The organism is Billgrantia sulfidoxydans (assembly GCF_017868775.1).
Taxonomy (GTDB): domain Bacteria; phylum Pseudomonadota; class Gammaproteobacteria; order Pseudomonadales; family Halomonadaceae; genus Halomonas; species Halomonas sulfidoxydans.
Genome location: NZ_CP053381.1, coordinates 1,520,350 through 1,533,140 on the forward strand (window position 1 = coordinate 1,520,350; position 12,791 = coordinate 1,533,140).

A 12,791-nucleotide genomic window follows, 5' to 3' on the forward strand; every position below is an offset into this window, starting at 1 on the left:
CCTACTCGTTCTGGCGGCAGCGAATGTGACAACAAATTCACAACGACGGTTCTACCTTGTGCTTTTGATCGTATAAGCCTTGTATATTTTTCTCAATGAGTACCTCGCCTGTGCCCTACCGCGCACTTTTTTCCTCGCTTGCGCAAGATTCTTTCACTGCTCGCAAGGATTCTCCAAGCGTAACTGGTTTGTAACGACGATGCTCAGTCACGTGGGCGCTCGGAAGGCCCGACGCTCCCGAACGAAACCATGCATGAATCTAGCAAGGTTACTGACGCAAACCGAAGGAGAAAGTCATGAACAAGCTGATGCAAGGGATCGAGCGTTTCTGGAAGGAAGAAGAGGGAACCGAGGTGGTGGAATGGGCCTTGGTAGGTGGGTTAATTGTGGCTGTAGGTGCCGCCGTTTTCACTGGTATAGGTACGCAGGCTAAAGCTTATCTGAACGATATTCTTGTAGCCCTTGGTGGCACTGCTGTTTCATGAGATGTGCAAGGACGTCAAGGCAACTTGACGTCCTTTTTACTGAGGATATGAATATGTCTCAGCAAGTTTATCTCATTCTAGGTGCCTACCTGATGGTAAGTATATACTGGGACATTAGTACTCGGCGTATTCCTAATATTCTCATCATGACCGGGGCTACTGTGGGGATTCTGCTGCAGGGTTGGGCAGCGGGAGCCGGCGGTGTCCTGGCCGCCCTCTACGGTCTTCTGGTGGGGTTGGCCATTCTGATGCCGGGCTACCTGATGGGCTTTACCGGTGCGGGTGATGTCAAGCTAATGGCGGCGATCGGCACGTTCCTGGGTCCATTTGGTGTCTTTAAGGCGGGTCTCGCCAGCATCGTGGTAGGCGGAATCATCGCGCTGCTATTTGCCGTATCGGCATTATTCAATCGCACGACTTTATCTCCCTGGAGCCGCTACGGATTGATGATGAGGACGTTGGTAGTAACGGGAAGGCCGATCTATATCGCGCCCAGAGAGGGCGAGGTGATGGGCAGGAAGTTTCCCTTCGCGGTGTCGATCGCGATCGGCACGACGGGATGGATGCTCTGGCACTGGTCGCTGGTTGGATAGGGATGTGTCGCCGAGAAGCCATAACAAACGACCAGCGGCCATTGCCAGGTAATCGAAGGAATAACACGCTTTGTAAACCAATGTGAGGCTCGCCATGCTCCAACCAGCGCCGATGTTGCACCCCGCCGATGCTGAGGGCTCGGCAGCCCGACGGGCACCGCGCCCCGGCACGGTGGCGGAGACCGGGCTGTCGCTGCTCTACCTGGGCGACCTGCTGGTCAAGCAGCTCTTCGAGCAGGGTGTGATGGATCTGCATCATCTCAGCCACGAGAGTGCGCTCGCCGGCAGCGTGGTGGAGGAGGTGTGCCGCTTCCTGCGCGAGGAGGGGCGGGTGGAGGTGCGCGGCCAGGGCGAAGCAGGGGCGCTGCGCTTCGGCCTTACCGACCGCGGCCGCGCCTCGGCGCTGGAGGCGTTCGCCCGCGATGGCTACAGCGGCAAGGCGCCGGTCCCCCTGGAAGCCTATAACGCAAGCATCCGCGAGCAGGCGCTCAGTGAGGTGGGCATCCAGCGCGACACGGTTCGCGAGGCCTTTGCCGATACCGTGATCGACCCCGCCCTGCTCGACCAGTTGGCGCCGGGGCTGCACTCCGGCCGCGCCATGTTCATCCACGGCCATGCCGGTACCGGCAAGAGCTATATCGCCCGCCGCCTGGTAAGGCTGCTGGAGGGCGAGGTGCTGGTGCCCCACGCCATCCTGGTGGGCGGCAAGGCGGTGCGCTGCTTCGACCCCGCTGTGCACCAGGCGCTGGAAGACCCAGTCGAGACCTCGTCCACGGCCCGGCTCTACCTGCAGCATGGCCACGACCCCCGCTACGTGCGCTGCCACCGCCCCTGTATCGTCACCGGCGGCGAGCTGACCATGGAGCGGCTCGAGGTGCAGTACGACGCCGCTACCCGCATCCACCAGGCACCGGTCCAGCTGCTGGCCAACAATGGCATGCTGGTCATCGACGACCTGGGCCGCCAGCGCATGAGCCCTACCGAGCTCTTCAACCGCTGGATCGTTCCGCTCGAGGAGCGTCGCGATTTCCTGGCGCTGGCCAACGGCTACCACTTCAGCGTGCCTTTCGACGTGGCGCTGGTGTTCTCCACCAACCTCGACCCGCTGTCGCTGGCCGATGCCGCCTTCCTGCGCCGCATCGGCTACAAGATTCGCTTCGCACCGCTGGACCCGGACGCCTACCGGCGGGTCTGGGCGCAGCAGTGCCGCGAGAGCGGCATTCCCTTCGACTCGGCCCTGGTCGATTTCGTGATCTTCGAGCTGCATGCGCGCCTCGGCGTGCCGCTGCTGGCCTGCCATCCGCGCGATCTGCTGGGGTTGGCGGTCGATCACCTGCGCTACTGGGGCGGCGAGGCACCCGACCGGGAGGTGCTCGCCTGGGCCTGGCAGACCTATTTCGGCGATTTCTCTGACTCCGACGCCGGAGACGGGGAAACCGCCCTCAACCGGAGGGATGCACCATGAAACGCAAGGGTATCTTCGCCATGTTCTCGCTTTCGCTGGTCATGGCGCTGGGGGCCGCCGGGGTGGCCATGAACTGGATGCAGACGCAGTCCGGCGACGAGGGCGATCCCGATGTCACCCAGGTGGTGGTGGCTGCCCTGCAGGTACCGTTCGGCAGCAAGGTCGAGGCCTCCGATCTCAAGATGGTGAACATGCCTAGGGACGTGGTGCCTCCCAACAGCTTCCACGACATCGAGCAGGTCGTCGGCCGGGTCAGCAACCAGGTGATCTACCCCGGCGAGGTGGTGCTGGCGGGCAGGGTCTCCGAGCACATGGGCGGCAGCGCGCTGGCCGCGCTGCTCGATCCCGGCATGCGCGCCATGAGCGTACGCGTCGACGATGTGGTCGGCGTGGCCGGCTTCCTGCTGCCCGGCAACCGCGTCGACGTGGTCTCCAGCAAGCGCAACGGCAGCCGCGACAGTGTCGAGTCGAAGACGGTGCTGCGCAATCTCAAGGTGCTGGCGGTGGACCAGATCGCCAGCCAGGAGCGCGACGGCCCGGTCATCGTGCGTGCCGTCACCCTCGAAGTCTCGACCCAGGACGCCGAGACGCTGGTCAAGGCGACCCAGGAGGGCAAGGTGCAGCTGACCCTGCGCAATCCGCTGGAACAGGAGGAGACACCCGACCTGCTGGCCTCCCAGCGCGAGCTGCTCAACGTCGAGCCGCCCCGCGAGCGCACCGCGCCGCCACCGCGCACCACCGTGGCCCAGGCACCGCGCCAGGTGACGGTGATACGCGGAACCCAATCGAGCACCGTGAGCGTACGGAACTGAAAGCCGCCTGAGAAGCGGCAGAAGACCCGGCGGTAGTGCCGCCAGGATAAGAAAGACGGCGATATCCGGTGGCGCCGCGACTAACGAACAGGCAGGGAGAATCGACATGGTCATTCGAAACGAGGTGTGGAGAGGGTATCTATGGGCCCTTGTGGCAGCCATCATCCTGGGGTGGGCCATCGATATTGAGGCGCAGGAGCGCCCGCGCAGCGTGGCCATGCCGGTGGAGGGGCGATCGGTGTCGGTGGCGGTGGAGCTGAACAAGGCCCAGGTGCTGCAGTTCCCGCGGGCGGTGCGGGTGGTCTCGGTAGGCAATCCCGAGATCGCCGATCTGGTGGTGATGGGGTCGCGCCAGCTGTACGTGCTGGGCAAGTCCACCGGGACCACCAACGTGGTGCTGTGGGACCAGTCGGAGAACATCCAGGGTACGCTCAACGTCACCGTGACCCATGATCTCGAGGCGCTCAAGAGTCACCTGCACGTGCTGCTGCCCGATGAGAGCATTCAGGTGCGCTCGTCTCAGGACGGTATCGTGCTCAGTGGCTCGGTATCCAGTGCCCAGCGGCTGGAAACCGCCCTGCAGCTTGCCCAGCGCTTTGCCGGCGGCGAGGAAGGGACGGTGCTCAACCTGATGCAGGTCGGCGGTGCCCAGCAGGTGATGCTCGACGTCAAGGTGGCGGAGGTGTCGCGCTCGCTGGTCAAGCGGCTCGAGGCCAACTTCAACGTCTTCAATGTCGGCTCGTCAGCGTTCCGCGGCGGGGCTGTCAGCGGTGGGGCCACCTTCCCCGATGCCGTCTTCGAGGGAGCCGAGGGCCTGGGGGGCCGGGTGCCGGTGTTTGGTGGCGGAACGCCGATCGGCCCTGTTGTCGATGAGTTTGCCCCTGCGACCGCGACCATTGAGGATACCGGCATCTTCGCCAGCTATCTGCGCGGCGACTATCTGCTCAACCTGGTGCTCGATGCGGCCAGCCGCGAAGGGGTGGCCAAGATTCTTGCCGAGCCCAACCTGACCACCCTGACCGGCGAGCCGGCACGCTTCCTCGCCGGCGGTGAGTTTCCCATCCCGGTGCCCCAGGGCGACGGCCAGGTCGCCATCGAGCACAAGGAGTTCGGCGTGGGGCTTGGCTTCCTGCCGGTGGTGCTGGACTCCGGCACCATCAACCTAAAGGTGGATGTCTCGGTCTCCGATCTGGTGCCGGCCAACAGCCTGCAGGTCGGGGTGGGTAGCGGCGTGAGTGCCCAGTTCTTCGTGCCGGCCCTGAGCAAGCGCAGCGCCAGCTCCACGCTGGAGCTGGCTACCGGCCAGACCATTGCCATCGCCGGCATGCTCAACGAGAGCCTGCGCGAGAATGTCTCCAAGCTCCCCGGGCTCGGGGAAGTGCCCGTACTTGGGGCGCTGTTTCGCAGCCAGGAGTACATCAAGGACCAGACCGAGCTGGTGATCTTCGTTACGCCGCGGCTGGCGCGTTCTTTTTCGCCCGAGCAGGTGCGTCTGCCTACCGGTTCCTTCGTGCCCCCCAGCGACCTCGAGTTCTACCTGCTGGGCAGCTTCAGATCCCTCGATGAGGAGGGTGGCACGCGCCCCAGGCCCTCGAGCCTGGATCTGGAGCTGATGTCGAGCAGCTCGGAAGGTGGTACCGAAGGGCGCTTCGGCCATGATCTCTGAACGCCGCTCACTACTGCTACGTCAGCCTAGCCAAGGGGAACGCACCATGAGCGATTACCACATGAACGAGAGTGCTCGAGGCAAGGGTACCGCTATTTCACGGTCCGCTATTCAAGGGCTGGCAATCATTGCCCTCGCCATGGTCCTGACGGCGTGCATGGCACCGCGGCCGGGGGCCGACCTGCCACCCTACGGCGACAGTGTGCGCCATACCAAGGCGATCCAGACCTATGAGCCCGGCGATGAAGTGCCATCGCTGCATGGCGCCAAGGCGGCCGAGGCGATGCGCGTTTATCGCTTGCCGGCTGCCGGGGGTGGCCAGGCGCCCAGTGCCGAACAATGAACGGCCCACTTATTCCGACCACAGGCAGGTGACACCATGCGAAAACGGCTCGAGATACTGCTGGCAGGGAGGGCCCAGGAGGAGCTGAAGGCTCTGGAGGCGCTGCTGTGCAGCCAGGGCAACATCCAGGTGACCTCGGTGTTGATGGTCAATGGCAATGTCGATCCGCTGGAGGGCGTTGCCCCTTTGCCTGATGCCCTGGTGCTGCTTGTCGGCAACCGCTGGGAGGCCGAGCTGACGGCGGTACAGGAGCGCCCGGCCAGCGAACGTCCGCCACTGCTGGTGGTGGGTCCCAAGGGCAACGTGGAAATGATCCGCCTGGCCATGCGTGCCGGCGCCAGGGACTTCTTCTCGCCGCCGGTCGATGACAGCGAGATCATGCAGTTCCTGCGCGAACTGGCCAACGACCGTCAGCAGGAGCCGGGGAAGGTGGCGCGCACCACTGCGGTGATCAATGCCAAGGGGGGCTCTGGGGCCAGCCTGGTGGCGGCCAACCTGGCCCATCGCCTGGCCCACCGGGAGCGCGAAACGGTGCTGGTGGACATGGACGTGCAGTTCGGCTCGTTGCCGCTTTATTTCAACCTGGTGCCCGACCACGGTCTGGTGCGGGCGCTGGAGTCGGCCGACAGTCTCGATGGCCTGGCGCTGGAGGCTTACCTCCAGCGTCATGAGAGCGGCCTGGCGCTGCTCGCCTCGTCGCCAGGCGATCACCTGGGGCTCGGTGAGGTACCCGAGGCGCGGGTCGAGCAGCTTCTTCAGGTGCTGGGTGGAAACAACGACGAGGTCGTGATCGACCTGCCGCGCTGGCTCAACGGTGCCACCGCCTGCGTGCTGGAACACGCCGACCAGGTGCTGATGGTGATGCAGCAGAGCGTGGCCCATCTCCACGATGCCCAGCGGCTGCGCGACATCCTTGTGCATGAGCTGCGTATCTCGCCAGCGCGGATCAGTGTGGTCGTCAACCGCTACGACAGGAAGAATGACGTCGGCCTCGGTGCGATCAGCGACGCCCTGCCGGGCCTGACGCTCCATACCCTGCCCAACGACTTCAAGCGTGCCAGCCACAGTATCAATGTGGGTAGCCCTCTGCGCGACATCGCTCCCAAGGCGCCATTGACCCGTCAGCTCAAGGGGCTCGCCGAAGCCTTGGACGCACCCTCGCCCGGGGCCGGCATGGTTCGCAAGCGCTCGCTGCTGGGCTGGGCCTTGCCGAGAAGACATTGAGCCTGCCCCGTGGCAATGACGACAACACACAAGAGAGTCATCAGGAGTACGGCCATGAATCAGCACGAGCGCATGAGCATGACACCGGGAACCGAGGGCGAGCTACGTGCCGGCTGGGCTAGCCGCGGCGCCGTGCGGTTGTCGCGAGAGGAGCAGGAGTACAAGCAGAAGCTCTTCCGCAAGCTGGTCAAGGTCATGGACCTGACCCTGCTGAGTACGCTGGATGAGCGAGAGGCGCGCCTGCAGGTGCAGCAGGTATGCGAGTCGTTGATGAGCAAGGAATCCTTGCCGTTCAACGCCGGGGTTCGCCAGCGCATCGTCACCGAGCTGCAGGACGAGGTGCTGGGCCTGGGGCCGCTGGAAACCCTGCTCGCCGACAAATCGGTATCCGATATCCTGGTCAATGGCACCACGCCCATCTACGTGGAGCGCCACGGCAAGCTGGAGCAGACAGCGCTGCGCTTCGACAGCGACGCTCACCTGATGTCGATCATCGACCGCATCGTCTCCAGTGTTGGCCGTCGCATCGACGAGTCATCGCCGATGGTCGATGCGCGCCTCAAGGATGGCTCGCGGGTCAACGCGGTGATTCCGCCGCTGGCCATCGATGGCCCCATGCTCTCCATTCGCCGCTTTGCCGTCGAGCGCCTGGGCATCGATAGCCTGATCGAGTACGGCAGCGTGTCGCCGGAAATCGCGCGGCTATTGGAAAAGGTGGTCAAGGCGAGGCTCAACGTGCTGGTTTCCGGCGGTACCGGCGCCGGCAAGACCACGCTGCTCAACATCCTGTCGAGCTTCATTCCCCACGACGAACGCATCGTTACCATTGAAGATTCGGCCGAACTGCAGCTGCAGCAGCCCCACGTGGGTCGCCTCGAGACTCGCCCGCCCAACATCGAGGGCAAGGGCGAGATCAGCCAGCGCGACCTGGTGCGCAACAGCCTGCGCATGCGGCCCGATCGAATCATCGTCGGCGAAGTGCGGGGGGGAGAGGCCTTCGACATGCTGCAGGCGATGAACACCGGCCACGACGGCTCGCTGACCACCATTCACGCCAATACGCCACGCGATGCGCTGACGCGAATCGAGAACATGGTGGCGATGAGCGGCTACCAGCTGCCGCCGCAGGCGCTGCGTTCGCAGATCGCCTCGGCCATCGACGTGGTGGTGCAGGTCGAACGCCAGGAGGATGGCGTGCGACGTCTGGTCAGCGTTCAGGAGGTCAACGGCCAGGAGGGCGAGATCATCACCATGTCCGAGATCTTTCGCTTCGATCGCGAAGGTGTCGATGCCGACGGCAAGGTACTCGGCCGCTACGTGGCGACGGGGGTGGTGCCGGGCTTCCATGATCACCTGAAGCGGCGCGGGTACGATCCCGGCCTGGAGATCTTCCAGAACGCGAGAGGCGTGCGGTCATGGATCTGAGCAGCCTGCTGAACATCGAGCTCTCCGATCAGACGATCGTCATCGGTATGGTGTTCATCGCCGCTTTCCTGCTGATGCAGAGCTTTTTGGTGCCCGCGTTCGGCGAGAACCGCCAGGCACAGAAGCGGCTCAAGAAGCGCCTGCAGGCGATCTCCGGCGAGGCCAGGACGGGGCAGGTCTCGCTGGTGCGGAGTCAGTACCTGCGTGAGCTCTCGCCGCTGGAGCGGGCAATCGAGCGACTGCCAGGCTTGGCGCGCGTGCGCCAACTGGTCGAACAGAGCGGACAAGAGACGCCGGCCTACCGCGTGGTGCTCTACTCGATCTGCCTGGGCGGCATCGCGGGTGTGCTGGGTTTCCTGCTGCTGCCTCAACCCCTTCTCGGCGTGCCGCTGGGGCTGGGTGTGGCGTCGTTGCCCTTCATGCGCCTGCTGCGCCTGCGCAACCAGCGTCTTGCCAAGTTCGAGGAGCAGCTTCCCGATGCGTTGATCATCATGTCCCGGGCGCTGCGTGCCGGCCACCCGTTCAGCGATGCCATGCATCTGGTGGCCGAGGAGATGGCCGAGCCCATCGCCGGCGAGTTTCGCACCACCTTCATGGAGATCAGCTACGGCGGCGACATGCGCAATGCCATGCTGGGCCTGCTGCGGCGGGTGCAGAGCGTGACGGTGATGATCTTCGTCACCTCGGTGCTGATTCAGAAGGAAACCGGTGGCAATCTCGCCGAGTTGCTCGATGGCCTGGCCTCGGTAGTGCGCGATCGCTTCCGCTTCCAGCGCAAGGTGAAGACGCTTTCCGCCCAGGGGCGCATGGCGGCCTGGATCCTGTCATTGCTGCCGTTCGTTCTCGCCGGCGTGCTTACCGTGGTCTCGCCCAATTTCATCCCCATGCTGACCCAGGACCCGGTCGGGCGCCAGCTGGTGGTCGCGGCCTTCGTGATGATCGTCATCGGCATCCTGTGGATGCGCAAGATCGTGCGCATCGAGGTATAGAGGAGGGCATGAAATGGAACGATTGATGCAGTGGCTGCAGCCGCTCAGCGACAGGTTCGAGGACCCCGAGTCAATCCAGCTGGCCTTCGCCAGCCTGCTGGGCTTGGCCATCTTTGCCCTGCTGATTGCCGTCATGTTCGTGGTCATGGGACTGTCCGATCCGCTGCGCCGCCGCCTGCGCAGCCTGGAAGCGAGCGGCGCCAGCGGTACGGCGAATGCGGAAACCGGCCTGCGCGAATGGCTTGGGCCCATGGGCGAACGGCTCGTGCCCACCGAGGAAGAAGCACGCAGCCGTATCGCCCTGGAGTTGCGCCGGGCCGGCAAGCGCTCTCCCGGGGCGGTCAACCTCTTCTTTGGCGTTCGCCTGTTGCTCACCGTGGTGCCGCCCATTCTGCTGTTGCTGGTGGTCGTGCCCTTCGTGCGCCTGGAGCCGGTGGTCAGCGTGATGCTGGTGGCAGGGTCGGCGATCGCCGGTTACCTGTTGCCGCGCTTCTGGTTGGAGCGTGCGATCAAGCGTCGCACGCGGCTGCTGCGGCGTGGCCTACCGGATGCCCTGGACCTGCTGGTGGTGTGCAGCGAGGCGGGGCTGGGCCTGGCGGCGGCGATCCAGCGCGTGGCGCGCGATCTGGAAATCAGCCACCCGGAGCTGGCCGAGGAGCTGCATCTGTTCGGCCTGCAGACCCGCGCCGGCATGGACAACAAGGCGGCGTTGCGCGATCTGGAGGAGCGCACTGGCGTCGACGACATTCGTGGTCTCGTCACCACCCTGCTGCAGAGCATGCGCTTCGGCACCAGTATCGCCATGACGTTGCGCCTGTTTGCCGTGGAACTGCGTGACAAGCGCACCCAGGAAGCCGAAGAGAAGGCCGCCAAGGTCAGCACCAAGATGCTCTTCCCGCTGATCTTCTGCGTCTTTCCCAGTTTCTTCGTGGTGGCCCTGGGGCCCCCGCTGCTGGGCGCCATGGCGGCCTTGGCCGGTCGTTGAGCCTTCCACCCCACCACTGAGCCTCAGGAGAGTCGCATGAAACTCACGCTCAAGAACACGGTTGTCGGTATCTCACTGGCCCTGTTGCTGGGAGGCTGTGCCAGCAACGCCCAGCGCCAGTCAGGCTCGGATCCCTATGCGTCACTGGGGGATGGGGGCTCGTCGGTCGAGTACAGCACGGCGTTTCCCGTTGCCTCGCCCGAAGAGGCCTACCGCAACGGGGCGGCTGCCCTGCGCGGCAACGACGTCGACCGGGCACTGTTCGAGTACCTGCGCGGTCTGCGCATGGAGAAGTCGCCCAAGGCGGACCCTCTCTATCGAATCGGCATCATTCACCATGGCCGCGGCAATCACGACCTGGCCGAGAAGGCGTATCGCTGGGCCATGGAGATCGACGGCAGCCACATGGGGGCGCGCACCGCGCTGGGCATCGTGCTGCTCGAACAGCGCGACTACGACAATGCCGAACAGCAATTGCAGCCGCTCGCCTCACGTCCCGATGTGCCCTGGCAAGCGCATAACGCCCTGGGGGTGATCGCCGACATCCGCGGCGACTTCGAACGGGCTCGGCGCCACTACGAAAAGGCGCTGGAGGCAAGCCCCAGCACACCGCTGGTGCTCAACAACCTGGGTTATTCGCGCTACCTGGCCGGTGACTGGGAAGGCGCGCGACTCTCCCTGCGCCGTGCGGTGAGCGCCAACCCCCGCTACGAGCTGGCCTGGCGCAACCTGGGCCTGGTCTATGCCCGCGAGGGCGACTTCGAGACGGCAATCGAGGCGGTGGCGCGCAACGGCGACCGGGCCAAGGCCTACAACGATATCGGCTACATCTCGATGCTCGAAGGGCGCTACGAGGATGCCATGGGCTTCTTTGACGAGGCGATGCGCCTCTCGCCGGCTTATTACGTCACCGCCAGCGAGAACGCCAGGAACCTGGAGGGGCTGCTGCGCCGAAACGGCGACAGTCGAGGTGTGCGTGCGAACTGACCCCAACGGGCCTGGAGTCATCTGCGGAGGAACGGAACATGAAGGGGAACAGGTTTCAAGGCAGGTCACTTCGCCGACAGCAGGGCACCGAGACCGTGGAATTCGCCATCTCGGCCACACTCTTGTTCCTCCTGCTGTTTGGAATCATCGAGTTCAGTGTCGCGCTCTTCGACAAGGCGACGCTGACCAATGCCAGCCGGGAAGGGGCCAGAAGGGGGATCCTGTTCGAGCCTGCGCCTCGCGATCTCGTCGCCGAGGACAATGCCATCGAGCAAGCGATCCGTGACTATGCCGAGCAGTACCTGATATCGCTTGGCGGGACGGCCGAGATGGTTATCGACATTCAGCGGTCCGATGTCAACATGCCGCCTGGCAGTGAAGTCACCGTTACCGTTGACTATCCCTATCAGTTCCTGCTGTTGCCCAGCTTTCTCGGAACATTGGGCGGCGTCCTGGAGCTCTCTTCCACCACTACCATGCGAGCGGAATGACCATGAATACCAGTCAACGACAAGCAGGTTGGCGCCATGGCTCTCCTCGACGGCAGGGAGGGGTTTCCATTGTTCTGGTGACGCTGGCGCTCTTCATGCTGCTGGCCTTTACGGCGCTCTCGGTAGACGGTGGAAATCTGTTCGTAGCAAGGAATGAACTGCAGAATGCCTCTGATGCCGGTGCATTGGCCGGGGCTCGCTTCCTGTACGTGAAGGACGGCTCGCGAGTCAATGACGGTACCGAACCCTATGATGGGGTCAACTACAAGAGTGCCGAAGCCTGGGCAACGGAGGCGGCCCAGTCTAACAATAGCCAGAAAGAGACTGTCGAAGTGCTGAGTGTCCAACGAGGCCACTGGAGTTTTGGTCTGGCCCCTGGTTCTACGCGAGGCTTCACACCCAACATGTCTGATGTGGAACCTGTGGACCTGGCCGGGAAGACAGCCGAAGAGTTAGATAGCAACCCAAGCTTCATCAACGCCGTCGAGGTGGTGACAGCCCGGGATCAGACACCAGTGGAGGCCTTCTTCGGTCGCGTGCTGGGGTTCGACGAGGGCTACAAGGCGTCGGCCCGGGCGGTGGCGTACATTGGCTTTGCCGGCAAACTGCGCCCGGAGGACGTCGACCAGCCTATCGCCATGTGCCGCGAAGCCATTACGGATGGGGATACCTATTCATGCGATGTGGGGCGCTTCATTCCCGAAGGCGATCAGACGGGGGGCTGGACCAATTTCCAGCACGATGATAGCGGAGCCTCAAGTGCCAGTGAGTTGAAGGCCTTGATTTGTGGCGACGGCAACCCCGAAGAGATGCGCTTCGGTGAGGATATTTCCACCAATAACGGCCAGGTACAGGCCGCTTTCCAGGCGCTCTACGACTGCTGGGTAGAAGAGACAGACAAGGAACGCTTGTGGAACCTCACGTTACCCGTCGTTGACTGCCAGGATGGCATTGCGCCAAGCAACCCTCTGGTGGGAGCAGTCAATCTGAACATCGCCTGGATCGTAGATCAAGCCAACAAGATCGATGACGATGCGCCTTGGCAAATGGAGGAGCCTCCCGAAGATAGTGAGGGAGTGTCTCCTGGCACTTGGTCCAATGCCGATCCTGATGGTGTGACGCGCTGGGATGACTTTGTCACTGCGATGAATATTCGAGATTCCGACGGCGATCTAGCAAAGTGGAGCAGTGATTCGCAGGAGAGCGGCTGGCGCCAGAAGAGTATCTATTTTCTGCCTAGCTGTAGTTACCACGAACCCAAGGGTCAGACCGGCGGCGAGAACTTCGGCATTCTCGCGGAAATACCCGTTCTGGTGGATTGATGCG

General features: G+C 63.6%; 13 protein-coding genes. All 13 read left to right on the top strand.

From position 1 onward, the window contains the following. The first annotated feature begins 296 nt into the window (after window positions 1-296). The 13 genes from HNO51_RS07120 to HNO51_RS07180 all read left to right on the top strand — a co-directional run bounded on the left by HNO51_RS07120 (window position 297) and on the right by HNO51_RS07180 (window position 12,787). On the top strand, window positions 297-485 hold the full coding sequence (locus tag HNO51_RS07120; RefSeq protein WP_209538836.1) for a Flp family type IVb pilin: 189 nt from the start codon (window positions 297-299) through the stop codon (window positions 483-485). A gap of 53 nt (window positions 486-538) precedes the next feature. Further along, complete coding sequence (locus tag HNO51_RS07125) at window positions 539-1,078, top strand: A24 family peptidase (protein WP_209538837.1); 540 nt, start codon at window positions 539-541, stop codon at window positions 1,076-1,078. 94 nt (window positions 1,079-1,172) lie between these two features. Next, window positions 1,173-2,543, top strand: a complete 1,371-nt coding sequence (locus HNO51_RS07130) for a P-loop NTPase family protein (RefSeq protein ID WP_209538838.1) — start codon at window positions 1,173-1,175, stop codon at window positions 2,541-2,543. Then, window positions 2,540-3,355, top strand: coding sequence for a Flp pilus assembly protein CpaB (gene cpaB, locus HNO51_RS07135; protein WP_209538839.1), 816 nt, complete (start codon window positions 2,540-2,542; stop codon window positions 3,353-3,355). The genes HNO51_RS07130 and cpaB overlap by 4 nt, the downstream gene beginning before the upstream one ends. A 106-nt stretch (window positions 3,356-3,461) precedes the next feature. Then, window positions 3,462-5,021 carry a type II and III secretion system protein family protein gene (locus HNO51_RS07140; protein WP_209538840.1) on the top strand — a complete coding sequence of 520 codons (1,560 nt, stop codon included), beginning with the start codon at window positions 3,462-3,464 and terminating at the stop codon, window positions 5,019-5,021. 46 nt (window positions 5,022-5,067) lie between these two features. Further along, a complete protein-coding gene (locus HNO51_RS07145; protein WP_197450381.1) occupies window positions 5,068-5,364 on the top strand; it encodes a hypothetical protein in 297 nt (98 codons plus the stop codon). A gap of 36 nt (window positions 5,365-5,400) precedes the next feature. Then, on the top strand, window positions 5,401-6,588 hold the full coding sequence (locus tag HNO51_RS07150) for a CpaE/TadZ family protein (protein WP_209538841.1): 1,188 nt from the start codon (window positions 5,401-5,403) through the stop codon (window positions 6,586-6,588). A 54-nt stretch (window positions 6,589-6,642) separates the two neighbouring features. Next, window positions 6,643-8,013, top strand: a complete 1,371-nt coding sequence (locus tag HNO51_RS07155) for a TadA family conjugal transfer-associated ATPase (protein WP_242597220.1) — start codon at window positions 6,643-6,645, stop codon at window positions 8,011-8,013. Then, on the top strand, window positions 8,004-9,002 hold the full coding sequence (locus HNO51_RS07160; RefSeq protein WP_209538842.1) for a type II secretion system F family protein: 999 nt from the start codon (window positions 8,004-8,006) through the stop codon (window positions 9,000-9,002). Before HNO51_RS07155 ends, HNO51_RS07160 begins: the two co-directional genes overlap by 10 nt. A 13-nt stretch (window positions 9,003-9,015) precedes the next feature. After that, window positions 9,016-9,987 carry a type II secretion system F family protein gene (locus tag HNO51_RS07165; protein WP_209538843.1) on the top strand — a complete coding sequence of 324 codons (972 nt, stop codon included), beginning with the start codon at window positions 9,016-9,018 and terminating at the stop codon, window positions 9,985-9,987. A 36-nt stretch (window positions 9,988-10,023) separates the two neighbouring features. Next, window positions 10,024-10,974, top strand: a complete 951-nt coding sequence (locus HNO51_RS07170; protein ID WP_209538844.1) for a tetratricopeptide repeat protein — start codon at window positions 10,024-10,026, stop codon at window positions 10,972-10,974. A 38-nt stretch (window positions 10,975-11,012) separates the two neighbouring features. Continuing rightward, complete coding sequence (locus HNO51_RS07175; RefSeq protein ID WP_197450386.1) at window positions 11,013-11,465, top strand: TadE/TadG family type IV pilus assembly protein; 453 nt, start codon at window positions 11,013-11,015, stop codon at window positions 11,463-11,465. Between the two features lie 2 nt (window positions 11,466-11,467). Continuing rightward, a complete protein-coding gene (locus tag HNO51_RS07180) occupies window positions 11,468-12,787 on the top strand; it encodes a TadG family pilus assembly protein (RefSeq protein WP_197450387.1) in 1,320 nt (439 codons plus the stop codon). The last annotated feature ends 4 nt before the right edge of the window (window positions 12,788-12,791 follow it).

What these genes read in the sequence shown, in the direction of transcription:
- HNO51_RS07120 (WP_209538836.1), top strand. Translation starts at nt 297, where the DNA reads ATGAACAAGCTGATGCAAGGGATCGAGCGTTTCTGGAAGGAAGAAGAG.
- HNO51_RS07125 (WP_209538837.1), top strand. Translation starts at nt 539, where the DNA reads ATGTCTCAGCAAGTTTATCTCATTCTAGGTGCCTACCTGATGGTAAGT.
- HNO51_RS07130 (WP_209538838.1), top strand. Translation starts at nt 1,173, where the DNA reads ATGCTCCAACCAGCGCCGATGTTGCACCCCGCCGATGCTGAGGGCTCG.
- cpaB (WP_209538839.1), top strand. Translation starts at nt 2,540, where the DNA reads ATGAAACGCAAGGGTATCTTCGCCATGTTCTCGCTTTCGCTGGTCATG.
- HNO51_RS07140 (WP_209538840.1), top strand. Translation starts at nt 3,462, where the DNA reads ATGGTCATTCGAAACGAGGTGTGGAGAGGGTATCTATGGGCCCTTGTG.
- HNO51_RS07145 (WP_197450381.1), top strand. Translation starts at nt 5,068, where the DNA reads ATGAGCGATTACCACATGAACGAGAGTGCTCGAGGCAAGGGTACCGCT.
- HNO51_RS07150 (WP_209538841.1), top strand. Translation starts at nt 5,401, where the DNA reads ATGCGAAAACGGCTCGAGATACTGCTGGCAGGGAGGGCCCAGGAGGAG.
- HNO51_RS07155 (WP_242597220.1), top strand. Translation starts at nt 6,643, where the DNA reads ATGAATCAGCACGAGCGCATGAGCATGACACCGGGAACCGAGGGCGAG.
- HNO51_RS07160 (WP_209538842.1), top strand. Translation starts at nt 8,004, where the DNA reads ATGGATCTGAGCAGCCTGCTGAACATCGAGCTCTCCGATCAGACGATC.
- HNO51_RS07165 (WP_209538843.1), top strand. Translation starts at nt 9,016, where the DNA reads ATGGAACGATTGATGCAGTGGCTGCAGCCGCTCAGCGACAGGTTCGAG.
- HNO51_RS07170 (WP_209538844.1), top strand. Translation starts at nt 10,024, where the DNA reads ATGAAACTCACGCTCAAGAACACGGTTGTCGGTATCTCACTGGCCCTG.
- HNO51_RS07175 (WP_197450386.1), top strand. Translation starts at nt 11,013, where the DNA reads ATGAAGGGGAACAGGTTTCAAGGCAGGTCACTTCGCCGACAGCAGGGC.
- HNO51_RS07180 (WP_197450387.1), top strand. Translation starts at nt 11,468, where the DNA reads ATGAATACCAGTCAACGACAAGCAGGTTGGCGCCATGGCTCTCCTCGA.